This is a genomic window from Allobosea sp. 05L423, assembly GCF_056397745.1.
In genome coordinates this window covers 41,260-63,803 of sequence record NZ_JBFTOA010000016.1, presented here as the reverse complement: position 1 = coordinate 63,803, position 22,544 = coordinate 41,260, and the positions used below count along the sequence as shown (strand labels likewise).

General features: G+C 63.3%; 21 protein-coding genes. 6 read left to right on the top strand and 15 right to left on the bottom strand.

Going from position 1 to position 22,544, the window contains the following annotated elements:
• Positions 1-8 precede the first annotated feature (8 nt).
• The 8 genes from AC1DNE_RS24310 to AC1DNE_RS24275 all read right to left on the bottom strand — a co-directional run bounded on the left by AC1DNE_RS24310 (position 9) and on the right by AC1DNE_RS24275 (position 7,971).
• The gene (locus AC1DNE_RS24310; RefSeq protein WP_441473187.1) at positions 9-797 is read right to left on the bottom strand and encodes an ABC transporter permease; all 789 of its coding nucleotides are present in this window, start codon (positions 795-797) and stop codon (positions 9-11) included.
• A gap of 1 nt (position 798) precedes the next feature.
• Positions 799-1,689, bottom strand: coding sequence for an ABC transporter permease (locus tag AC1DNE_RS24305; protein ID WP_441473186.1), 891 nt, complete (start codon positions 1,687-1,689; stop codon positions 799-801).
• Entirely contained in the window at positions 1,674-2,735 is a 1,062-nt protein-coding gene (locus AC1DNE_RS24300; RefSeq protein ID WP_441473185.1) for an ABC transporter substrate-binding protein, read from the bottom strand. The genes AC1DNE_RS24305 and AC1DNE_RS24300 overlap by 16 nt, the downstream gene beginning before the upstream one ends.
• 12 nt (positions 2,736-2,747) lie before the next feature.
• The gene (locus AC1DNE_RS24295) at positions 2,748-3,713 is read right to left on the bottom strand and encodes a dipeptidase (RefSeq protein ID WP_441473184.1); all 966 of its coding nucleotides are present in this window, start codon (positions 3,711-3,713) and stop codon (positions 2,748-2,750) included.
• Positions 3,714-3,725: 12 nt separating this feature from the next.
• The gene (locus AC1DNE_RS24290) at positions 3,726-4,421 is read right to left on the bottom strand and encodes a hypothetical protein (RefSeq protein ID WP_441473183.1); all 696 of its coding nucleotides are present in this window, start codon (positions 4,419-4,421) and stop codon (positions 3,726-3,728) included.
• Positions 4,418-6,148: a hypothetical protein gene (locus tag AC1DNE_RS24285; RefSeq protein ID WP_441473182.1), complete on the bottom strand. Its 1,731-nt coding sequence runs from the start codon at positions 6,146-6,148 to the stop codon at positions 4,418-4,420. The genes AC1DNE_RS24290 and AC1DNE_RS24285 overlap by 4 nt, the downstream gene beginning before the upstream one ends.
• Before the next feature lies 1 nt (position 6,149).
• Positions 6,150-6,866: an IclR family transcriptional regulator gene (locus AC1DNE_RS24280; RefSeq protein ID WP_441473181.1), complete on the bottom strand. Its 717-nt coding sequence runs from the start codon at positions 6,864-6,866 to the stop codon at positions 6,150-6,152.
• Positions 6,867-7,368: 502 nt separating this feature from the next.
• Entirely contained in the window at positions 7,369-7,971 is a 603-nt protein-coding gene (locus tag AC1DNE_RS24275) for a M15 family metallopeptidase (RefSeq protein ID WP_441473180.1), read from the bottom strand.
• Between the two features lie 981 nt (positions 7,972-8,952).
• Between AC1DNE_RS24275 and AC1DNE_RS24270 the strand changes: the two genes are divergently transcribed.
• On the top strand, positions 8,953-10,749 hold the full coding sequence (locus AC1DNE_RS24270; RefSeq protein ID WP_441473217.1) for an arylsulfatase: 1,797 nt from the start codon (positions 8,953-8,955) through the stop codon (positions 10,747-10,749).
• A 330-nt stretch (positions 10,750-11,079) separates the two neighbouring features.
• Positions 11,080-11,301, top strand: a complete 222-nt coding sequence (locus AC1DNE_RS24265) for a hypothetical protein (protein ID WP_441473179.1) — start codon at positions 11,080-11,082, stop codon at positions 11,299-11,301.
• Positions 11,302-12,155: 854 nt separating this feature from the next.
• Here AC1DNE_RS24265 and AC1DNE_RS24260 read toward each other — a convergent pair.
• The 7 genes from AC1DNE_RS24260 to AC1DNE_RS24230 all read right to left on the bottom strand — a co-directional run bounded on the left by AC1DNE_RS24260 (position 12,156) and on the right by AC1DNE_RS24230 (position 20,599).
• The gene (locus AC1DNE_RS24260; RefSeq protein WP_441473178.1) at positions 12,156-14,483 is read right to left on the bottom strand and encodes a xanthine dehydrogenase family protein molybdopterin-binding subunit; all 2,328 of its coding nucleotides are present in this window, start codon (positions 14,481-14,483) and stop codon (positions 12,156-12,158) included.
• Positions 14,476-14,949, bottom strand: coding sequence for a (2Fe-2S)-binding protein (locus tag AC1DNE_RS24255; protein WP_441473177.1), 474 nt, complete (start codon positions 14,947-14,949; stop codon positions 14,476-14,478). The genes AC1DNE_RS24260 and AC1DNE_RS24255 overlap by 8 nt, the downstream gene beginning before the upstream one ends.
• 13 nt (positions 14,950-14,962) lie before the next feature.
• Positions 14,963-16,261, bottom strand: coding sequence for a cytochrome c (locus AC1DNE_RS24250; RefSeq protein ID WP_441473176.1), 1,299 nt, complete (start codon positions 16,259-16,261; stop codon positions 14,963-14,965).
• 399 nt (positions 16,262-16,660) lie between these two features.
• On the bottom strand, positions 16,661-17,704 hold the full coding sequence (locus AC1DNE_RS24245) for an AI-2E family transporter (protein WP_441473175.1): 1,044 nt from the start codon (positions 17,702-17,704) through the stop codon (positions 16,661-16,663).
• Positions 17,705-17,815: 111 nt separating this feature from the next.
• Complete coding sequence (locus tag AC1DNE_RS24240; protein WP_441473174.1) at positions 17,816-18,640, bottom strand: LssY C-terminal domain-containing protein; 825 nt, start codon at positions 18,638-18,640, stop codon at positions 17,816-17,818.
• A 279-nt stretch (positions 18,641-18,919) separates the two neighbouring features.
• Positions 18,920-19,486: a hypothetical protein gene (locus AC1DNE_RS24235; protein ID WP_441473173.1), complete on the bottom strand. Its 567-nt coding sequence runs from the start codon at positions 19,484-19,486 to the stop codon at positions 18,920-18,922.
• Positions 19,487-19,597: 111 nt separating this feature from the next.
• A complete protein-coding gene (locus AC1DNE_RS24230) occupies positions 19,598-20,599 on the bottom strand; it encodes an AraC family transcriptional regulator (protein WP_441473172.1) in 1,002 nt (333 codons plus the stop codon).
• A 197-nt stretch (positions 20,600-20,796) separates the two neighbouring features.
• On the opposite strand from AC1DNE_RS24230, the gene AC1DNE_RS24225 reads away from it, so the two are divergent.
• The 4 genes from AC1DNE_RS24225 (at position 20,797) to AC1DNE_RS24210 (ending at position 22,495) form a co-directional block, all read left to right on the top strand.
• Positions 20,797-21,264, top strand: a complete 468-nt coding sequence (locus AC1DNE_RS24225) for a helix-turn-helix domain-containing protein (protein WP_441473171.1) — start codon at positions 20,797-20,799, stop codon at positions 21,262-21,264.
• 85 nt (positions 21,265-21,349) lie between these two features.
• Complete coding sequence (locus AC1DNE_RS24220) at positions 21,350-21,571, top strand: hypothetical protein (RefSeq protein ID WP_476765749.1); 222 nt, start codon at positions 21,350-21,352, stop codon at positions 21,569-21,571.
• Positions 21,572-21,765: 194 nt separating this feature from the next.
• Positions 21,766-21,987: a hypothetical protein gene (locus AC1DNE_RS24215; protein ID WP_441473170.1), complete on the top strand. Its 222-nt coding sequence runs from the start codon at positions 21,766-21,768 to the stop codon at positions 21,985-21,987.
• Positions 21,988-22,099: 112 nt separating this feature from the next.
• Positions 22,100-22,495, top strand: coding sequence for a hypothetical protein (locus tag AC1DNE_RS24210; protein WP_441473169.1), 396 nt, complete (start codon positions 22,100-22,102; stop codon positions 22,493-22,495).
• Positions 22,496-22,544: the final 49 nt, after the last annotated feature.

Sequence of the window (22,544 nt, the reverse complement as noted above, 5' to 3'; positions counted from 1 at the left end):
GATCTGTCCTAGGCTTTCGCGCGGGCAGGCTGTGGTTTGACGAGGCGCGCGGCCCAGCGCGCGCCGATGACGACAAGCACGGCGGCGAGCAGCAGCGAGGAGGCGGCGGAGATCGCCGGGTCCGCCTCCATCTGGAAGCTGTTGAACATCTGCCGCGGCAGGGTCGCGCTGTCGCGGCCCGAGATGAAGATCGCGATCACGGTCTCGTCGAAGGAATGGATGAAGGCGAACAAGGCCGCGACCAGGAAGGCCGGGCGCAGGATCGGGAAGGTCACCAGCCGGAAGGTGGTGAGCGGGCGCGCGCCCAGGCCGGCGGCCGCATTCTCGACCCGGCGGTCGAAATTGGCGAGTGCCGAGGTCAGCGTCAGCACCACCACGGGGATGGTCAGGCAGGTGTGGGCGAGGATGACTCCGGTCATGCTCTGCACCAGTCCGAGCGAGCCGAAATAGCTGTAGTAGCCGAGCGCCATCACGATATGCGGGACGATCAGTGGCGAAAGCACGAGCATCCGGAAGACGCCGCGGAATCGGAAACGATGCCGCATCAGCGCGAAGGAGGCGGGCGCCCCGAATAGCATCGCCAGCACCATGGTCCCGAAGCCGATGGCGAAGCTGTTGAATAGCGGCCCGGTCCAGTTCGGATCGGAGAAGAAGCGCCGGTAATAGCCGAGCCAGAAGCCCGGCGGCGGGAATTCGAGTGAGGGCGCCGTGCTGAACGACATCGGCACAACGATGAACATCGGCCCCGCGAGCAGGATCGCGACCAGAACCGCCAGGACGATCGTGGAGCGGGACATGCTACCTCCACATCCTGTCGATGCCGAAAAAGCGATCGTAAAGCGCAAACAGCGCGAGCGCGGCGGCGAGCAGGATCATCGAGGTCGCCGAGGCCGCGCCGAAATCGAGCAATTGCTCGATCTCCTGCCCGATCCGTCCGGCGATCATCTTGTCCTGCGGGCTGCCGATCAGGGTCGGCGTCACGTAGAAGCCGAGGCAGGTGATGAAGACGAGTGTCGCGCCGTTGACCACGCCGGGCAGGCTCTGCGGGAAATAGACCGTGAGGAAGGCTCGCAGGGGCCGGGCGCCGAGGCTTGCAGCGGCGCGCATGTAGCTCTCGTCGATCCGCTTCATCACGGCATAGAGCGCGAGCACCATGAAGGGCACGAGCATATGCGCCATCGCGAAGGTGGCGGCGAAGGTGGTGAAGAGCAGGCGAGGGGGCGGGCTGACGCCTAGCGCCGTCAAGAGCCCGACGACCGGCCCCTTGGCTCCGAGGATCACCATCCAGGCATAGGTCCGCACCAGGAAGCTGGTCCAGAAGCTGAGTGCCACGACGCCGAGCAGGAAGCCGCCGACGGCGCCGCCGCGCCGGGCCGCGACGTAGGCGATCGGGTAGGCGAAGACGAGGCTCGCGAGCGTGACCACGAAGGCGGTCTGGAAGGTCCGCGCCAGCACGGCGAGGTCGTAGCGCGAGGCGAAGAATGTGGTGTAGTTGCCGAAGCCGAATTCCGGGTCGCTGACGCTCGTCCAGACGACGAGGCCGAGCGGGACGAGAAAGAAGGCGGTGAGGAACAGCGCTGCCGGCACATAGAGGATGAAGGGCGGGCGCAGGAGCGCAGCCAGAGGCGCCCGCGCAGGGAGCGCGGACGCCTCGGCCGCGAGCGCGGGGCGCGTCAGCTCGACAGCCATTGCTCGAAACGCTTCGCCATGACGTCGAATTGCGGGCCGAGCTTTTCGGCGTTCAGGACGACGGCCTTGGCCAGATTCTCCGGCGAGGTCGGCATGCGCGCGACCACATCCGGCGGCAGGCTCTTGAACGAGGCCGGGTTCATCGGGCCGTAATTGTTGCGCTGGGCGAACTGCGCCAGCCGCTCCGGCTGCACGGCGAACTCGATGAAGCGCCAGGCATTGCGCGTCCGCGGCGTGCCGCGTGCGACGACCCAGGCCGCGACGTCGATCACCGCCTGGTCGTAGTTCAGCGCGATCGGCACCTTCTGGTCGATGAGCTGCTGGGCGCTGGTGTTCCACATGCCGATCAGCTCGATCTCGCCGTCCCGCAGCAATTGCTGGGATTGCGGGCTCTGGCTCCACCAGACGCGGACATCCTTCTTGATCCGGTCCAACGACTTGAAGGCGCGGTCGAGGTCGTAGGGAAAGAGATCGGCCGGGGCGACACCGTCCGCCATCAGCGCGAAGGCGAGGACGCGGGCGGGGTAGTTCTGCAGGCAGCGCGAGCCCGGAAACCTGTTCGTGTCCCAGAACTCGGCCCAGTTCTTCGGGCCGCCTGTGGGGAACTTGTCCTTGCGATAGGCGATGATGTTGGCGAAGGCGTGCGAATTGACGCCGTTGAGCGTCACCGCGCCGGGCCAGAGCGATGCGGCCGGGATTTTGCTCTCGTCATATTTGTCGAGAAGATTGGCGTGATTGGCGCGGGCGAGCTCCGAGACGCCGAGCGTCGTCACGTCGAACTCATAGACGCCGGTGCGCACCTGCGCCGCGAGCTTGGCGAAGGAGACCGGGGCGATCGTCTTGATCTCGATCCCCGTCGCCTGCGTGAAGGGATCGAAGAGCACGGCGCGCGCCGCCTCCTCCCAAGGGCCGCCCCAAGTGTTGACATAGATCGCTTCCGCCGCGCGGGCGCGATGGACGAAGGGCATGGACAAGCTGCCCGCGCCTGCGGCAACGAGCAGTTTCCGTCGTGAGAGCCGTAGGCTCGAAGCGTAGTCGCCGCTCATGGTTCTCTCCTCTCAGCCGAACGCCGCGCGATAGACCCGCAGCCAATTCCCGGAGGTGATTTTCTCGACTTCTTCCGGGTTGAAGCCTTGTTTCGCCAGCGCCGGCGCCACGGCGGCGAGGCCGCTGATCTTCTTGAGCCAGGCCGGTTTCTCGCTCGGAGCGGTATTGGTCGCGGAGCCCGCGCCGTACTGGGCTGTCCGCGTCCAGCGCCCCTTGCGCATCCAATCGAGATAGGTCTGGCTGGTGTGGTGGCTGAAATCGGTGCCGAGGCCGACATGGTCGATACCGGCGATGTCGACGGTCCGCGCCACCATTTCGGCCCAGGCGTCGACGCGATCGCAGGCCTCGACCGGCGTGATGTTGCGATAGGCGGCGCAGCCGATGATGCCGCCCTTCGCGGCCAGGGCCTTGATCACCTCGTCGCTCTTGTTGCGCTTGTGCGGGAACACCGACGAAGGGTTGGCGTGGGTAATCGCGATCGGCTTATGCGAGCATTCGATGGCGTCGAGTGTCGTCCGGTCGCCGACATGCGAGCAATCGACCAGCATGCCGCACTGGTTCATCTCGCGCACGACCTCGCGGCCGAAGCGGGAGAGGCCGGGATCGATCGCCTCGTAGCAGCTCGAGCCGATATCGTTCTGGTTATTGTAGGTCAGTTGCAGGACGCGGACGCCGAGATCGGCGAAGAGCTCGACATAGCGGATGCGGCCGTCGAGCAGGTTGGTGTTCTGATAGCCGAGCAGCAGCGCGGTCTTGCCGTCGCGATTGGCTGCGAGGATGTCGTCGGTCTTGAGCGCGATGGTGACGAGGTCGCTGTTGGCGCGCGCCATGTCGCGCCATTTGCCGATCGCGTCGAAGGATTCGATCGCACCTTCCCAGAAGCCCAGCGTCGGCGTGACGCAAGTGAAGCCGCCCGCCTTCAGCTCCTCGAACACGTCGCGGCCATAGAAGCCGCATTGCAAGCCGTCGATCAGCATCGGTTGGAACCTTTACGGGATGGAAGCGGGGTGCAGCCGCGAGGGGTCGGCGGCGAGCATGGCGAGATCGGTCTCGTCCTCGTCGTTGCGGCCGATGATGCGGCCATCGGCTTCGACGCGGATGGTGCCGGCATGGCGGCGGCTCTCGAAGGAATCGGGAGCCAGTGCCGCATGCGAGGCGTGATAGAGCGGCCACCACAGGCCGGCTTCGACGGTGCAGCCTTCGTACCGGATGCGATCGAGCAGACTTATGGCCTGTGCCGGGCGCGGCCGGATTTGCAGGAGCATGCCATCCGCCGTCGCGGAGCAGGTCGCTGCGAGGCCATGCTTTTCGGCGAGCCCCTTGACCACGCCGAACTCGCGCGGGCTCACGGCACCGCGTGCCAGAACCTCGCCACGCCCCGTCAGCCGGAACCGCTCGACCGCGAGATCGAGCAGGGCCTCGGCGACGAGCCAGGGATGCTGGCCGGCGACATCGACGTGCAGGACGCCGTCCTCGCCTTCGCTCAGCCTCGCGGGCTTTGCGGTCGAAGCGGCCAGCGCGGCGATTTCCGTTGAGAGGTTCGCAAAGCCTGCGACAGGCAGGACCGCCGACACCACCGCGGCATCGCGCGCGGCGAAGAGCAGGCCCGGCGTGACGCCTGCCGCCTGGACTATGCGTTCGATGATCAGGCGCATCTCGCGCAGGGTGAGGCGCAGCTCCGTCATGTGCGGGGCTCCGAAGGATAGAACCAGTGGGGATCGGCCGTTCCTGCCGCCAGATCGGCCGGTGTCGGCGCGCCATGGAAGATCACGCCGCGCAGGTTGCGGTTGAGGAAGTCGCGCGCCTTGTCGATGCCGTGGATGCCGACATTCAGCAGGCGGGTGATCTGCGCCGGCACGAAATCCTCGCTCATGATGTCGGCATGCGGCGAATGGAACGGCAGCCCGGCCAGCGCCTGGACGCGCGTAGCGACGAGTCGATGCTCCGGGTGCTGGAGCAGGAAGCGGGCGACGCTGGTTTGCGGATTGGCCTCGCGCAGGTCGCGATCCAGGGCGACGATCAGCCGGGGCAGGTCGAGGCCGAGATTATGGGCTTCGCCGATTTCCTCGCGCGGTCCGCGCCGCGGCTCCTCGGCGGTGCGCGATTTGTACCAGACGTAACGCTGCGAGCGCTCGGAGGTGAGGTCGAGGTCGAAGGCCCAGCGATAGTCGCTGCGGACGATCTCGCGCAGCCGCCCGAGCCGCATTTCCGGCCGCCCGGTCAGCTCCTCGTCGAGGATCAGCGTTTCCGACAGGCTGTCGGCGACATCCGGAACCAGCTCGATCACGAGCGAGAGCAGCGTCTCGAAGGCTTCGTCATGGACGCGGCCGTTCAGCGAGGCCGTGAAGGCGACGAGCGGCGCAGCCTCCGACTCGCCGGCCTGGACGCGCCCGATCAGCGCTTCGAGCTCGCGGCGAATGACGATTAAGTCCTCAGCGACCTGCAGGCTCGGCGTGAAGGACTCGTATTCGGACCGGTCCTGCTGGCGCGCCAGAATTGCCTTGTCCAGCAGGGCCGCGAGCGTCCGCAGCGGCGCTGCGTCCAGTCCCACTGGTACCAGTTTGCCATGGGCGATGGCCGTCTCGCGGATTGTCAGCCACTGGTTGATCAGGCGCGGATGGTTGTTGACGAAGAACATCAGGCCGAGCGCCGAGCCGTTGCCGACGCCGAGGAAGCGGGCGAGCTCCGGCGCGAAGCCGACCGCTTTCGCTCCCCCGTGCAGTCGGGCGAAGTGCTGGACCAGATCGAGCGCGAAGACCCGCATCATATAGGCGGTCAGCATCTGCGCCTGAAGCGAGGCGCGCAGGGGGTGATCCTTCTCATAGGCCAGGAAGGACTTGGTCCCGAACGTGCCGTTGCCGTCGATGCCGGTGTTGCGCATCAGGTAGCAGGTGCCACCTAACGCTTCCACGGCCGGTTGCTCGCCCCTGGCCAGGGCATTGACCGCGAGGTCGAACAGGCGACCCGAGCGGTTCGAGCGCGCCCAGGTCAGGGTGTCGGGCGTAGCGCGCCCTTCGTAGAGCTTCGGCAATTCGCCCTGAAGCGCTGCGATTGCCGCCGCCGACATCTCACCTTCGACAAGGGCGCCCATCATGTCCCAGGCGCGGCCGATGATGCGCCCGGTGCGTTCGCGCGCCGAGGGCTCGAAGGAGAAGATCGGGAAGGAGAAGCGCGAGCACCCTGCCTCGATCGCATAGCGCGCGTGGCCGCGGCCCTTCTCGTCGATATCGAAGGCCTTTTGCGTGATCGTCCAGCGCTGGCGCGACGCCCGCGCGATCAGGTTGCGCGAGGCGCTGACGCGCGAGGGCTGGATGGCGGCAAGCCGCTCCGGCCGCATCAGTTCCTCTGGGCCGCGCATCAGCGCATGCGGCAGCAGCGGGCCTTCCGTGGCGAGAAGGGCGGAAACCGTCATGTCAGGAATGTCCAAACTGCGCGCTGAGGCGCCGTGCGCCGGCGACGACGATGGGGCCACAGCGGTCGTGGTCGAAGCGGAAGATCGGGCCGGAGATAGCGAGCACCGCCACGCATTGGCGCGCGGCGTCGAAGACGGGGGCGGCGACGGCGGCGACGAAATGTGGGTCGGTTGGCGCGAAGACGGCATAGCCCCGCTCGCGGACCGCCTGCAATTCGGCTTCCGGCGGTAGCGTGACGCCCTGCTGGCGCAGGCTCTCGCGCATCTCCTCCGAACCGAAGGCGACCAACACGGCGCCCGAGGCGCTGCCGCCGAGCGTCAGCTTGGCGCCCACGCGCAGATCGGCCCGCAGAACCTGCCGGGACTCGACGCGGTTGATGATGACGGCGTGATAGCCATCGGCGACGGAAATCGTGGCGGTCTCGCCGCTTTCATTGACGATGCCCTGGAGCAACTCGCTGCTGCGCTCGCCGAGATTGGCCTGCTCCAGCGCGCGTACCGCATAGAACTGGAAGCGCAGCGCCAGCCGGAAGGCGCCGTCCTCGGTCTGGTCGAGCAGGCCGGCCTCCACCAGCGTCCGCAGCCGCTGATAGACGACCGCCCGCGCATCGCCGCTGGCCCGCACGACATCGGCCAGCCGCAGCGGCTTCGGCGAAGCCGCGACAATATCGCAGACCGCGAGCGTCTTGAGCGTGGAGGAGAGGGAGCGAACAGCCATTTGTATTCTTATAGCAGACAACGTATGCTATAAAAATCATACCGCGCGAGCCCCATGTCAAGCGCGAAATTGCGAGTTCGGCTCGGATGGACGAATTGCGATGCTGGTTTGATTTATGGTGGCGCGATCGCGAGAATCGACTGTTTGCTCAGGAAGTCTTTTCTGAGGGCTCTTCCAAGCGCGATTGATCGCTTGCCCCGCTGTTCAGGTCGTTAAATGCGGCCCCTGCATGCCGTCGGACCAGAGGCAAGTCTGCGCAAAAGTCCAAACTCCGAGCTGGCTCGCTTTTGGCGGCACAAAGCCACCAATCGGAGGTCCGCTTTCGGGCTGAGAGGCAAGTTCGCTCCTGGCGCAGCCTGAACGCGGCCCATGAAAATAATGAGCTTGGTTGAATTACTGAACCTCAGGGCCCAAACAGCTTCTGGAAAATATTCTTCTGGCGCTCGGTGCGCTGCCGGGATTAGGGGCCGGCGACGGCTGCGCCGATCACCGCTTGCCGGCGCTACGGCGAGACGAGCTCGAAATGCGAGCGGTCCATGTGCTTGTAGCCGTGGAAATGACCACCCCATCGGAGCGATACGCCCAATTCACGTCCGGCCTGCTCCAGCGCGTCAGCAATCCGGTTCTGAACTTCCGGATCGAAGATGATCTGTCCCGTCTGATCGAGCGGCCATAGGTCCACTGCCTTGCCCGACCGGTGCGAACTGGCACGTGTCATGGACCAGCCCCAGGCAACCGCCATGCGTTGCTGTTTGCGGTCACGTCTCCCGGAACCAATCACGAAGCGCAGCCCTGGATTGTCAGCTTGCGCCTTCCGTACCACCTTGGCGAGGATTGGTCGGATGGCGCGAAGGTTCGCCTCGTGATTTGCCAGTGGATCCGGATTCCATGCGCGAAACATCGCGCGTTGGTCCCGCCCGAATTCATCCCGAGGGGGAATTTTCGCGTAGATGCCGCCCGGTCCGTATCGCAGCGGATCGACAAGGACACCCGGTGACGTACGCAATCCACTGCCTGGTTCGCTCTGAACTCCGCTGTTCAGGCCGAAACTGAAGAGCGCAATGCCCCCTAATCTCAAGAGGTAACGTGCCTTTCCACGCATCATGGCCCACACAATCGCAGTCCGATGGTGCCAAAGGAAGGCAGGGCCGCTTGAGTTTGAGTTCAGGCAAAGTTGAGCGCCCGCGCATGAAAAGGCCGCTTTAGACCCGGCCTGGCATGTCCGGATCCGGGTGATCGCCTAATGTCCGATTCTGGCGGAATTAATAAGAATGGCGATGGGCTATATATTTCGGCTAATGGAAATCTCAGCGCGACAGTCGATGCCAAAGGTATCATCGCGGCGCCAAAAAATCGACCAGCCGGCGCGGACCGCTACGGAAAGACCTTGTTCGAGATACATTCTACTGGAAGTAATTTGGAGTTACAAGGTTTCATGTGAGTATTTTCATTAAAGTGCGCGAATTCTTATTAGCGATCCCCATTTCTTTTTCTATTATACCGCCCCGCCTTGCTCGGGTGGCGCGATATTTGTTCAGTCAACTCTTGCGCAATCAAGTCCGTAATCAGTGAGTAGCGATTATCGACTGCGTCGAGTGTCTCAATGGGGTCGGGAGTCAACATTACCGGCCCGGTCTCCGAGAGGGGTCGAGCTTAGCATTTGACATTGCCATGCCGTGGCAGCGCGCTAATTTCCCCGTCCGGTATCCTTACGAGGGTGGGAGTTGTGCGGGCCCCGCCTCGCAGGTGCGGCTCCCTTCCTCTACCGCCGATCAGGCACGAGATACGGATGTGATGTAACGGCATTGATCGAATTCGAATTCATTTCACATTGATGCCGGAATGCTCTATATAGTCTTCTGGCGGATGGTTGCTACGTTATATCGAGTATCCTTCGATTAATTTGCCCCCTGAATTTAAATCCGCCCGCTCGTCCTGAGTAAGTTGAAATATAAATCAAATGCCTACTTCGGCAGCTCAACTCGAGATCTGCGGGAAGGCTTTTTCGCGCTTATCGAAGACGCCTGCATTCATCAAACCTTGCATTCAGCAAATGTTGGAGATGAAAATGGCAGCTAAAAACGAGATGCGTCGACTTTCTGACATCAAAGACGACTTGCAGCGCGCGTTCTGTTGCTGGTGCGGGCGAACCCGTGCCGGCCTGCTGGGCGCCACCGCGCTCATCGGTGCCGCAGCGTTGACGCCGGCCGTCGCGCAAGCCCCGGCCCAAGCGCCAGCGCCAACGCCAGCTCAGGCGTCCGCGCGACCGAACATCCTGTTCATTATGGGCGATGACATCGGCATCATGCAGCCGAGCATCTACCATCGGGGCCTGATGGTCGGGGAAACTCCCAATATCGACCGGATCGGCAGCGAAGGCGCGCTCTTCACGCACTACTACGCCGAGCAGAGCTGCACGGCCGGCCGCAACGCCTTCTTCACCGGCATGCACCCGCTGCGGACGGGCATGATCCCGCCGCAACTGCCGGGCAGCCCGTCCTATCTGCGGCCTGGAACCCCGGCGCTGGCCAAATTCCTGCTCGACCTCGGCTACAACACCGGCGAGTTCGGCAAGAACCATCTCGGAGACCACACCGATGCGCTGCCGACCGCGCACGGTTTCCAGGAATTCTGGGGCTACCTGTATCACCTCGATGCGATGCAGGGCGTAAGTTTCCCCGACATCAACAAGAGCCCGACCCAGCAGAGTGTGGCTCCGCCATGCATCAACACGACGATCCCGGGTCTTCCTCCGGTTCCCGGTGCGGTGGATCCGCGAACCTCGGTTTGCCTGACGCCGCCACGTCCCGTGATGTTCTGCACATCCTCCAACGGCACGGCGGCCAATCAGACCTGCCGCGACGAAGGTCCGCTGACCTTGGAACGCTCGAAGACCGTGGACGAGGAAATCTCCGCCAAGGTGGTCGACTTCCTGGAGCGCAACGACCCGAGACGAACCAACAAGCCGTTCTTCGCCTGGTACAACCCGGCGCGCATGCACATCACCACCGTGCTTTCGCCGAAATACGAGGCCATGATCGGCGAGCCCGGCGGCAAGGACTGGGGCCTCAACGAGGCCGGCATGAAGCAGCTGGATGACAATATCGGCGTCGTGCTGAAGAAGCTCGAGGATATGGGCCAGCTCAACAACACGATCGTCGTCTTCACCACCGATAATGGCGCCGAGACGATCACCTTCCCGGACGGCGGCACAACGCCCTTCAAGGGCGGCAAGCTGAGCACCTGGGAAGGCGGCATGCGCGCGCCACTTCTCGTCCGCTGGCCAGCCGGCGGCATCCGGGCGGGCACCGTCAAGAACGACATTTTCGCAGCGCTCGATTGGCTGCCGACGCTCGTCAACCTCGCGGGCGGAGACAAGGGCGATGCGCTGAACCAGCGCATCATGGCCGGCAACTATCCGGGCATCGTCAAGACCAAGCTCGATGGCTTCGACCAGACCGAATATCTTCTCGGGCGGTCTGACAAATCGGCGCGCGACACGTTCTTCTACTATTCCGGCAAGGACCCGTCGGCGGTGCGCTACAAGAACTGGAAGATCTACTTCGCGATGGTGTCCGACTCGCCGGCCGGCTTCATCTCGGGCGTGCAGCCCTTCCACTGGGCCCAGGTCGTCAATATCAAGCGTGATCCCTTCGAAACCTCGATCGGCTCGCAATACAAGACGCTCATGGGCATGGGCGGCACGATCGGCTCACCTTCCACCGCCTATGTCTACGATTGGAACATGTTGCCGATCGGCCAGGCGCTGTGGATGAAGGAACTCCTTTCCTACAGGGACTTCCCGCCCATGCAGGACCCGGCGAGCTACAACCTCGATCAGGTCATGGATCAGATCAAGAACGCAAAAGGCCGGTCTGATTGACTGCTGGCGCGAGCTGCTCAAAAAACTGGCCGCTGATGCGAATGCCGGGCACTCGATCCTTCAAATGCCCGGCGCGGACCCCGCCAGCGGCCACCGCTCCGACTTCGGAGAGAAGCCAGGGAGCTGGCGGGAGAGCCAGCTCACGAGCCATCGCGGACACTGCCCTCATCATTCGGCAATGTCGGGACCTGACGGACATCAGCTCGACATGACGTCCGCACGAAGCTCGGCCCGGTCTCCGAAAAGGGGCCGGGCTTAGCATTTGACATTGCCATGCCGTGGCAGCGCGCTAGCGTGCCCCCATCCGGTTTTCTTACGGAGGTGGGAGTTATGCCGTTCTCATCGCTGAGTGACCCTGTTGACCTCGCCCGCGCGCAGGCGGCCTTGGATGCCGCATGGGACGAAGTCAGATTGCCCATTCCAAATCCATGCGATGGACGCGAGCGCACCAAACTGGCCTACATCATTGCCGCGCTGGCGCATGTCGCCGAAGACGAAGACGATCTGACCCGCCGGGCGATCGACCGATACAGACAGTCCGACGCGGCATGAGATCGGCGCTGCCAGCTCCGGCTGGGGGGCTTTTTTCGTTCGGGAGCGCGGCGCGGCAGATAGCTGTCAGCGAATAGCCATCGGCAGCACCACAACCGCGGCTAGAGCAAGCACGATAACCGTCCGGATCAAAACGCCGTGGATGCGGGCCATTGAGGCCTCTGAGGTATTGGGCGCACGCATGACAAGTCCTCCCATAGACGAGCTTTGCTGATCAGCCCAGGTAGAGCAACACTTTAACTCCGCTCTGGCCGCATCCGCCCAGCGCTGTGATGGCGCGGTCACAGTTAGCGTTCATGCGACTTCGTGGAGGGGCTAGCCAGTTCGTAATGTACAGGCAGCAGATTCAGGGTCTCGTGCAAGACCGCTCGGCGACTCGCTGCGGGGCTTGTAGCCTGCCTGCTTGGCGACGACGAATGGAGCAGTTCCGGTTGATCGCTCAGGAGCCAGTTGTTTAGCCCTTCGACCAATCGTCTTCTTTAATGCGCTGAACTACAAGGACTGCGTTGTGATCAGCGGCAAGGGGCGGATCGCGCGCCGGCTGCCCTGGTGGCAGGTGGCTTGAGCGCCTGGCTCATATTGAGATCGTTGCTGTCGGCTTGCGGCTTTGACAGCCGCCACGACTAATTGTGGAGCTCCTGTCTGGATATCAGCCAACGTCCGCTTTCGGCACCGGCCCAGCTTCCGGATCTGGCGCAACTCACTATCCGCCGGACGAGCATCCAAGCGACTCTTCGTTACTGCGTGACGGTCCGCAGCTCCCGGACGCCGCGACCCAGCCGCTTCCGCAAAAGTGACCGCAACGTCGCGGCATCGGCATAGCCGACTTCGGCTCGCCGGGTGTCGGACACTCCTCAGGAACGGGAGCGGGCCAGCGCCGAGAGGATGGCGTCCGGCGTGATTGGCAGATGCCGCAGCCTGACGCCGACGGCCTCGAAGATCGCGTTGCCGATCGCCGGCGCAATCACGGTCGTGCCTGGCTCGCCCAGCCCCACCGGCACCTCCGTGCTCTCGACGAACTCGACGACGACCTCGGGCGTGTCGACCATGCGCAACGGCGTATAGCTGTCGAGATTACGATCGCGCACCTGTCCGTTCTCGAACTCGGTCCCCTCGCAGAGCGCCATCGACAGGCCCCAGAGCGCCGCGCCCTCACATTGCGCATGCGCGCCGTCCGGATCGACCACGATGCCGCAATCGACGACGAGCCAGATCTTCTGCACGTCGACATGTCCGCTCTTGCGGTCGACATGGAGCTGGACGGCACAGGCAACCCAGGTCGGCATCGATCGCGCCTGACCGTAGCTTGTTGCTATGCCGATCGCGCTGTCGGCGGCCGGCTTGCCCTTACCGTAGCCGGAGAGTTCTGCAACGCGCACCAGCACTTGCGCTTGCCGCGCCGCTCCCCCGACAGCATCCGGCGCTGAGCCGGCATTGCGCCCTTCCGCCTTCAGCAGCCCGAGGCGGAACTGCACCGGATCCTTCCCGGCCTTGACGGCAGCCTCGTGCATGAAGCTCTCGACCGCCCAGTTGATCCAGCCGGGCGAGACCGACCGGAGCCAGCCGGGCCGGAAGGTGCTTTCCGCGAGATCGTTCGAGATGGCCCGGACACGCTGGGCGCCTACGGAGTACCAGTGATCAGCGCCGTCGCTCGCGAACGGGTCGTAGGGCACGCCGTTCACGCCCTTGGGCATGAAGCCCGGAATCATCGCCTTGGTCGGCCAGCCGGCAGCCACGGCCGTGTCCATCGCGATGACGTTCCGCTCTTTGTCGAAAGCCATGCGCAGGCGCTGCACCGAGGGCGAGCGCGGGCTGTCGAAGAGCAGGTCCTGCGGCCGCGTCATCACCATCTTTACCGGCTTGCCGCCGAGGGCCTTCGAAGCCAGTGCGACCGGCACTGTATAGTCGCCATTCAGCCGGCGCCCGAAGCCGCCCCCCAACATGTAGGAACGCATGACCACGCCGCCGGGCGCGACGCCGAGCGCCTTTTCCAGCCAGGGCAGGGCCAGCGACTGCCACTGGTTGCCGCTATGGATCTCCCAGATTCCCTCGCTATTGCGGAAGGCGAGCGCGTTCACGGGCTCGAGCTGGAAATGCAGCACCGTGGCGGTGGTATACTCGGCCTCGACCGTGTCGGCGGCGCGCGCGAAGAACGGGGCCACGTCGTTGTCGCCGGTTTCGAGTAGCGCGCCGGTCGTCTCGTCCGCGATCAGGGCACGGGCGTGGTTCTGAATATCGGCCTCGCCGACCCGTGCGGCTTCTCCAGCCTCCCACTCGACCCTGATCGCGGCTGCCGCTTTATGTGCGGCCCACAGGCTGTCGGCGATGACCATGCCCCAGCCGGGCGTGGTGCCCGACGGATCATCGAGGGAAAGCGTCTGTCGGTACCCCTTGATCGACTTTGCCGCGCCGTCGTCGATCCGCACGATCCGCGAGCCGTAGCGCGTCGGCGGCAGGAGCGGCGCCGCATGCAGCATGCTCTCGACCTTGGCGTCGATTCCATAGATGGCCTGCCCGGTTGTCTTGCCGGCGATGTCGAGCGCGGTCACGTCCCGCCCGACCAGCTTGAGCTCCGCATGGGGCTTCAGGGGCAGCGCCTTCAGCTCGGCCTCGGTGAAGCTGCGCGAGATTCCCAGTGCGACGATCTCTCCGAAGCTCGCGCTGCGTCCTCCACCGGAGATCAGACCATCAACGACCGTGACCGCGGCGGGGTCGATGCCCCAGAGCTCGGCCGCCCTCGCGGCGAGGGCGACGCGCCCCGCTGCGCCGGCCTGTCGGTAGACCGGCCAACTCTGCCAGACCGACCAGCTTCCACCGGTCACCATCAGCCCCCATTTGGCGGCGCTGTCGACGTGTTCGATACTGACATCGTCCCATTTCGCGCCGAGCTCGTCGGCGAGGATGCGGGCGATCGCAGTGCCGACATGCTGGCCCATCTCGGCGCGGATGACATTGACGTTCACGCGCCCGCGCGTATCGATCCAGTACCAGATGGTCGGCTCGAACCGGGCACCTGCGGCCTGCATCGGCGTGCCGCCGGCAACCGCCGGGTCCATTGCCGCAAGACCTTGCTGGGGAAAGCCGAAGACGGCGCCCGCCGCGGCCATCGTGACCAGAAAGCCGCGGCGACTCGGCTCCATGGCGCTGGGTCCGCGGGAATGCAGGACGAGGCCGTCAGCCATGGTTTTTCTCCCCGCGCAGGGCGGCGGCCGCTTCCCGGACGGCGGCACGAATGCGGTTATAGGTCATGCAGCGGCAGAGATTTCCCGTCATCACGGCGTCGATGTCGTCGTCGGTGGGATTGGGCATGTCTTTCAGGAAGGCGGCAGCCTGCATGATCTGGCCGGACTGGCAGTAGCCGCATTGCGGCACGCGCAGGTGCCGCCAGGCCTGCTGGACCGGATGGTCGCCCTTCGGATCGAGCCCCTCGATCGTCGTGACCTCCGCCCCGGCCACGTCCCCGACGGGGGTGATGCAGGAGCGCGTCGCCCTGCCGCCGACGAGGACGGTGCAGGCACCGCACATGCCGATGCCGCAGCCGAACTTGGTTCCGGTCAAGCCGATCTCGTCGCGGATGACCCAGAGCAGGGGCACATCGGCTTCGATGTCGACCCTGACGGCGCGTCCATTGATGGTGAAGGCGATCATGCTGCTGCTTCCGTCAATGTCCGGTTGCTTCGGCGCGCACGCGGCCGACCTTTGCCGCGAGATCGGGCCAGGGCGCGAGCCCGGCCCGCTTCTCGCGAAGGTAGCTCGCGACGGCTGCGACATCGTCGTTCGAGAGCGCATCCCGGAATGCCGGCATCACGATGCCTGACGTGCCGTCCTGCGCGCCGATCCCGTCGAGGATGACGTGGATCAGGTTGGTCGGGTCCGGCAGTCGCGTCGACGTGTTGATGCCGAGCTCCGGCCGGCCGGCGACGACCTTCTCCGAATTGTAATGGCAGGAGGCGCAGGCGGTGAGGTAGAGCCGCTCGCCGCGGTCCTTGCGATAGGCGGGATCCGGCCGGGCCGCCGCGAGGCTCGCCGCCACCGCCGGAATCTTGGCGGGATCGGCTGGAGGAGCTGGAAGTGCCGCACCGAGATAGGTGCCGATAGCCTCGATATCGGCCTTCGGCAGTTCGCGCAGCCCGACATGGACGGGCCCCATGGGCCCCGCCGCAACGCCGTGATAGATACCGGCGCCGGTTTCCAGATAGCGCGCGAAGGACGCCGCGCTCCACGGCACCGCGGAAGGGTTCGCGGCGGTCAGTGCCGGCGCGGTCCAGTTGTCGATGTCGGCTCCGGCAAAGCGTTCGCCCTTTTTTTCGGCACCCAGAGGGTTGCGCGGCGTGTGGCAGGCCCCGCAATGCGCCACGCCCTCGGCGAGATAAGCGCCGCGGTTCCATTGCGCCGACCGGGTAGGGTCGGGCCGGTAGCGGCCGAAATCCACGAAGAGCAGCTTCCACCCGGCCTGCAGAATGCGCAGGTTGAGCGGGAACGGCAGTTCGCTCGTCCTCGTCACCTGCTTTACCGGTGCGACGCGGGCCATCAGATAGGCATAGATCGCATCGACATCTTCGTCCGTCATCTTGGTGAAATGATCGAAGGGGAAGGCGGGAAAGAGGTGAGACCCGTCGCGCGCGACGCCGTCATGCATCGCGCGGCGGAAGGCGGCGGGCGACCATGTCCCGATGCCGGTTTCAGGGTCTGGCGTGATGTTCGACGCGTAGATCGTGCCGAAACCCGTGACCATCGGATAGTCGCCCGCGAAGGGCTGCCCGCCCTTGGCGGTATGGCAGGTCGCGCAGTAGCCCGCAGAGGCGAGCACACGCCCTTTCTCGATGGTCGCCGCGTCGGCGGCGGGCCGTTCGGCCGCCGCTATCGCGGGCAGAGCTGAACGATAGGCATACAGACCGACGCCCGCCAGCGCAGCCACGCCTGCAAGCGCGATTCCGGCCAGCACCGTCCTCAATCTCATGACACTGGCCTCCGATCGTGTGAGTACACGATTACACCCGCTCTAAACTCCGATCCACTCCTTATGCAAAGGACGCGTTGGAGGTCCGGTCATCCGTCCGCCGCGCAAGAAGCGACAGCGCGCCGACCGCGGAAACGTTTCTTGTCGGTGCCGGTTGCGGCTATGGCTCGAGCTTGTGCGGCGCTGCATGCGCGGACGACGGGCTCCGGTCCGTCGCGTCTTCTCGCGGTGGCCATGCGGCCGGGCCGTTATGGTGAGGTGCAGGACGTGGAACGTCTCGATTGTGATCGCATGTTCGTCGCGATGCTCGAAGTCGGCAGTTTCGCGGGCGCGGCCCAGCGGCTGGGAACCAGCGCGAGTCAGGCCTCCAAGATCGTGTCCCGCTTCGCACTCATGAGGCTACGACCTAACCAGAGACTGACGCCGCGCAAACCGCAGGATCACGCCCAGCGATGCCGCGAGAGGTATCGCCAACAACACGCCGATGAAGCCGAACAGCCATCCAAAGGCGAACAGCGCAAACATCATCCATACCGGGTTGAGGTTGACGCGGCGGCCGATGAAGCGCGGCGACAGCACATAATCGGCAAGCATTTCTCCGACGACGAAGATGCCGCCCACCACAGCGACGGGTGCCCAATTCGGCCAGAATTGGGCCATTGCAACGCAGGCCGCAACTAAGCACCCGGTGGCGGCCCCGAAATAGGGAACAAAACTGATGAGGCCTGCGGTCACTCCTATCAAAATGGCATGGTTGAGCCCTGTCATTTTCAGAGCCGTCGCATAAAGCACGGCAAGAACGAGACAGATGACGACCTGCCCGCGCACGAAGCCAGCGACCGTATCGTGGATTTCACGCCCAAGCGCCCGCATATCGTCGCGGTATGCCGGGGGGAACCAGCCATCGACCGTCGCCATCATTTTTTGCCAGTCAATTGCGAGATAGACGGCGATGATCGGCGTGACGACGATGAGCGAAAGAAGGGAAATCAAGGCCAGTCCACTCGACCACAACGAGCGAAGGACGCCATCGAGCCAGTTGCTGCCCATCGTCTTCGCGATTTCGGCGGTGGATTGCTCGATGTGGAGTTCGTCGCCCATGACACTGCGCAGCCAGGGGCGGCTTGCATCGCTCATGAGCGACTGGAGTCTTGTGACGTAGCCGGGGAACTCCTCAACGAAAAATCTGAGCTCGCCAATGATGGCCGGGAGCATCACGAGCAGAAAGGCGACAAGAGCCGCGACCAGCGGGAGGAACACGGCCAGAGCCGCAAGGGAACGGCTAATCCCGAGCCGCTCCAGCCTGTCGACCACTGGAACGAGCAGGTATGCGAGCAACGTACCGACCACGAACGGCAGCAGGATTTGGCGCAACAGCACCAGCGTAACCAACGCGAGCGCAGAGACCGCGAGCCAGAACGTCGCTGGTCGTGTAATTCTCATCGGCCTTCGTCGCACATGCGGTTTCGAGCTCGACTGCCGGCTTCGGTGCCCGCCGATTCCCAGCGCAGATCCCCGAATCCGAGCGAGAGTAGCGGTCGTACAGATCCTTGTTCAATTTTCCATCAGGCTGGCGAACGCGATCTCGCCATCGGTAATGTAGTGGTTAACCTTTCCGGTCTGCAACCGTGATCCGGATTGGTGCAATGCGACATCCCCGATCACCCGATTTGCCGTTAACTGGGCGACGACGTAGTTGCGTTCCGCATTCGTGTCTGAATCGGTCGCATGGGTCACTTGGAGCGTTAGTCGGGCCAGTGATAGGCCGGTGTCTCTGGTTCCCGCCCCGACCCAAAGCACGCGCTGATCGGTCGACGGTTTATCCGTGTTCAACCAGAAGCTCGCCGCTGCCATATCGTCCTCCGAGTGGGCGAGGCTCAACGCCCAGAAACGGACGTGATGGCGCTTGCGCGGGCTGTTGTTGATGGGCTCTTGGAAACCTATGTCCTGCCTCCGTCCAAAGAGATAGAGGGAGCTGAAGGGAGCTGTGGGATACGGGGAGTTGAGTAAAAACGCGCGTATCATTCGCCACGAACTCGCGATTCCCAAACGATCGGCTGTTGACCAGCCGGCCGTCGCAAACGCATCGCAGAGTTGTTGAAGGGTGCCGATGAGGACGAGGTTTACCGGATCGCCGGGCAAGCCATCTCCGGTGATCGTGTATCTAGGGATAAGTCTCCGATGGAGAACCTTCAGCCCCATTCGGACCACGATTGGCAAAATGACATAGGCTGCCAGCCCGTAAGTGAAGCTTACTGCTAGGATCCATGGAAGTCTGTGGTCCGCCGTATCGAATACGACGAAGACTATCAGCCAGACGCTGAATGCGCCCAGGCAGAAAATGAGTAATCTCTGGAATAGGCGCGCAAGCAATCTCACAATTCTCTGTCCTGTCTGGCAGGAGATGAGGTCGTCGCAGCTCTGTCTGTTCGTATGCGGGTTTCACCGTCCAGCGTTACATTAGGCCTCGAATCCGACGCCCGTTCAACCGGCAAAGGCGAGCGAGGCCACGCATATTCGCCCGCGCCCCCCCTGCTTGTGTCACCTGTTGCGGATCACTTCCGCCGCTGCTTCTCTGGCTGCAATCGACCGTGGCCGCATTGAATGGGTTGGGCCGCGCACCGTGGCTCAATTTCTTGAAGGTGTTGGGGACGGGTATCAATCAACGCGGCCGGCGCTTGAATCTTTGTCGCGCCGCGGATTTACCCGCTCCGGCGGCTGTTGCAACGGCCACACCGCCTGGAACATGGCGAACATGAACGCTGTGGTCAGGCCAAACAGAAGCAGTCCGGCGAGCGATTGCAGAACGCCCATCATTTGCCAGTGAGACGGCAAGGAAATGTTCCCAACCCCGAATCCGGTCATCGCGCCGAGCGAATAGAGCATCGCGGTCTTGCTGTCCGACACCGCGCCCAGAGAGAGGTATGCGACAGCCCACGTGATCGCCTCCAGACCATGCAGAACGACGATCAGCAACACGGAGGCGCTCATGACCTCGGCAAATCGGATCATGAAACGGCGGCGAACCGTCACCTCCCGCAAGAGAAAGGTGAACGCGTCGTAGATGAACGCAAGGCCGAAGACATGAATGATGACATTCAGCAGGATCAGCGGCAGGCCCCAGGCCCAATCGCTCCCCCATGGGGTTGCATCTAGAACATCCATAACACCGCCGCGAAGCCCGGTTTGCCAGTTGTACAACGTCGCCGCCGTGCGGCGGCACAACCACGCTGCTCTCTCCAACTCATAGCGGGCTTGCGTCGGCTAAAATTGCCATCTCGCGCCAATTGAGAGCCTACGTCCGTTGCTGAGCATATAGCAGAGGAATGACCACGCCTATTGCGGTCTCCACGTCTCACGATATTGCCGTGGCGCAACCCCGGAAATCCGGCGGAATGCGCGGGCAAAATGCGCAGGGTCCGTATAACCGGAAGAGAAAGCGACCTCGATAATCTTGGCGTCCGTCTCGCGCAGGAGTTTGGCCGCGTTTTCAAATCGGGCCGCGCCTAGCAGGTCGGAATATGTAAGGCCCGCGCCCGAGAGCTTCCGTTGAAGACTCCTGACGCTCATGCGGGCCATCTCCGCGATTTCAGCGACCATGGGGATTCGTTCGTCCAGGTATGATGGCAACATCAGCTTGAGCGTGCCAATGATGTCGTTGCCGGTCGGCCCGGCTTCGTCGTCGGTCGGATCGGTCAGCACCTGGCTTGCCACGTTGGGAAGACTCAAGTGCGATATCGGCACGTCGATCCACGAGGCTCTTTGCCCAGACAGGAAGCGCGTATTTGGCCAGAACGACCGAGTCCCAGAGCTTGGGGTATACCGGGATTCGAAGGCGATTGTTGCTGGAACCCAGCTTGATCCGGCGAACTGTCGGACAATGTGAATGGGAAGCACATTCTGAAGCCACTGCGAGTGTTCCAGGTGCGCTATTCCGGAGGTCCCGAACAGCCTGCTGCAAATCTTCACGTGATCATCGCAGCGTTCGAGCCACATCTTCAGAACAGTGTCTTCAAAGGCCGCCCATTTGCACATTTGCTGAAGTGCGGCGAACAGCGTCGGGGAATATCCGATCACTGTCCTGAGCTTTTCGCTGAGATGGCAAAACTGCAACCGCTGCGAGGCCTGAAACCCGAGATCCGTAATGCCTTGCGATCTTTGCGCAGCTTCCACGAAGCGGACGGCGGGCAGTAGTGGTAAAAAGTGGTTGGCTTTTTCAGCCAAAGATGTCGGCAGCCGAAACTTTGTCAGCAGCGAGTCGGTGGGCGCTCCGATCTCGTCGTGGACGTCGGCGAAGGGAATTAGGAACTGGCAACGGATTAAGGGAATTCCGCCCACGCTTTTTGCCCCCCGGCTGCGGAATCGATCGTTTTGCTGTCTATCCTTTGCTTCGGCGCTGTTGCCCCACCGGAGCAAAGGATAGACCGCAGACTCTCAACGACGCGCTGTCAGATTCTGCATGTTTCGCTGTGGCGCAGATGCGTTGTCCCCGCCATCTCCAAGTGATGCTCGTTCCAGTTTAATTTTGGCGGCTGATGGCCAGACGGCCGATACTTTTGGGCCTTGACTGGCGCAATGACTCGAACGGGAACGCAGAGGCTTCGACCTTTCACGGCGTGGCTATGAAGCTTGTCCAATTTCCCTCCCGATGCACGGTGCGAGCAGCGATCGCTGCGTCACTGCAGCACAATGGCGCATCTCTGCAATGGACCGCAAGTCAACTGGGAATGAGCGCACGCTCACTGCAGCGCCATCTCGCCGCGAGAGGAACCACTTACAGAGAATTGGTTATAGACGTGCGTCTCGATACAGCGTGCCATCTGCTTGCCGAAACCAGCGAGCGCATTTCGCACATCGCCTTGCGCCTTGGTTATACCGGCGCCAGCAGCTTCAACCGCACCTTCATGCGTATGATGAAAGTTCAACCTGCCACTTTTAGGCGGCAACACAGGGACAGCGGCATGTCCCGCGGCGAGGGACCGAATTCGAGCTGCCCACGCTGAACCGCCGCGTTTGGCGCGAAATGGCAGGACTAGTTCCTGCGAGCTAGCGAGAGATGGCCAGGCGACGTTCGCAGGAGAACCGTTCATGAAAGCTCTAATCTTGGCGGCCGGCATGTTCGGGCTGGCCGTAATCGTCATTCCGGTGGATGCGAACGCCGTCGTCTGCGCGCGGGGCGTCGTGAGAGCGGGATGCGCCGGCCCGAACGGCGCCGTCGTCGCGCGACGCGCTGTTCCAAGGGCCGCCGTGGTGGTGAGACCGGCGCCGGTCAGCTGTGCGATCGTCAATGGGCGACGGGTCTGCCGCTAAACCTGGCGCTGGATCACGGCGCTCAAAGCCTGCCTGCCAGGCGACGACGACAGGGCCCGGGGGGCGACGCGCGCTCGACACCGATCGCGGTTGGACTTCAGCAGAGGGCCGCCTTCATCGATAGCTGCCCGGGCCGAACACAACGGCCCGGTACGCATAACCCGATTTAGTCGGCTCCCAAGGGCAAACCCAAGATGAAACCGGTTCAATTTGTCTGCTTGTTGCTTATCGCCGGACTTGTTCTTGCCGGATGCCAGACGGCGCAATCAAGACAGGCGCAACTCGCCGCGATCTGCGCCGATCCCGCCAATCGGCAACCCAAGACCTTCTATTGGTCGGAATGCCAGACGCTTTACCCGTCGTCCGATCAGGCCTTGCAGAAGGACTATCTGCTCGGCGCGGCCGTTGGCGACTGAGGCCATGCCAGGCTTTTCCCCCGGCCAATGCGACCTGGCACGCTCGCGGCAAGCCCCGCTGCTTGCCCGGCGCTCAAACGGATCCGAGTCTAGCCCTTATCAGGAGAATATCATGACATCGCGCGTCGTCACCGCCCTTGCCGTTTGCTTCGGGCTGGCCTTGGCTGGTTGCCAGTCCACGCCCCAGGCCGTGCAGCAGAAGGAAGACCTGCTCTCGGCGGCCGGCTTCGTTCCACAGCCCGCGAATACGCCGCAGCGCATTGCGGCCATGAAGAAGTTGCCCCCCAACAAGTTCGTTCAACAGGCGAAAGACTCGCAAATCGTCTACGTCTATGCCGATCCGGTCGTTTGCCAATGCGTCTACTTCGGCAACCAGGCGGCTTACGCCCAATTTCGCCAGATGGTCTTCGCGCAGAAACTGGCCGACGAGCGCCAGATGACCGCGGTGATGAACCAGGACGCCTTCGATTTCGGCCCATGGGGTGGGCCAGGACCGTTCATGTACTGAAATCGACGTTAATCTTTAAATAAATCAAATAAAAATCGAACACGACGCA